The organism is Staphylococcus sp. EG-SA-2 (assembly GCF_017152085.1).
Map to the genome: position 1 here is coordinate 1 of NZ_JACYHC010001247.1, position 626 is coordinate 626.

The window sequence follows — 626 nt, forward strand, 5'->3', positions numbered from 1 at the left end:
TAATTGGAGCCGTTCTTATGGACCTACATGATGAATGGATTTATTCTTCAAGAAAATACATCAATTTTGATAAGTAGAAATGGTAAAAACATTGTATAGCATTTTACACAGGAGTCTGGACTTGACTAGCAGTTATCATTATGCTTGAAAGGGTGGTAAAGGCGGAGAAGTCATCCACTTTTTCCTATACTACAAGGACCTTTACTTTAAAACAACGAATTTACAAAATAAAAGGCATAATTTCTTTTCTGTCACATCGCTCATTCTAACTACTAGACTTTTAAAATCGTTCCTGTAATTTAAACTCAATCAACTTTCAATTAATGATGCATAATATGATTATAAGTATAGTAGTTAACTTCAAATATCTTAGAAATGTCCTGTACTATATCTCTTTTATTCTCAAAAGTCATAGGTAATAAAGCCTTTCCTTTTCCTTGTTTAACTAAGTTTATTATTGCTGCCAATGAATCAATTTCCATTACCCGTTGTGAATCAAGCTTATTATCTAAAGTTATTTTCCTTAAAGGACAAAACTCATCTTTATTTATTAGTAAAGCCTCTTTATCATAATTACTTCCATTACTGTAAAGCGTTACTTTCATAGTATCAACATTACTAAGTCT

Annotated in this window: 1 pseudogene; it reads right to left on the reverse strand. The window is 30.0% G+C overall.

Going from position 1 to position 626, the window contains the following annotated elements:
- Positions 1-320: 320 nt before the first annotated feature.
- Positions 321-626 (reverse strand): annotated as a pseudogene (locus IDG60_RS20255) (LysR family transcriptional regulator); the annotation flags it as partial.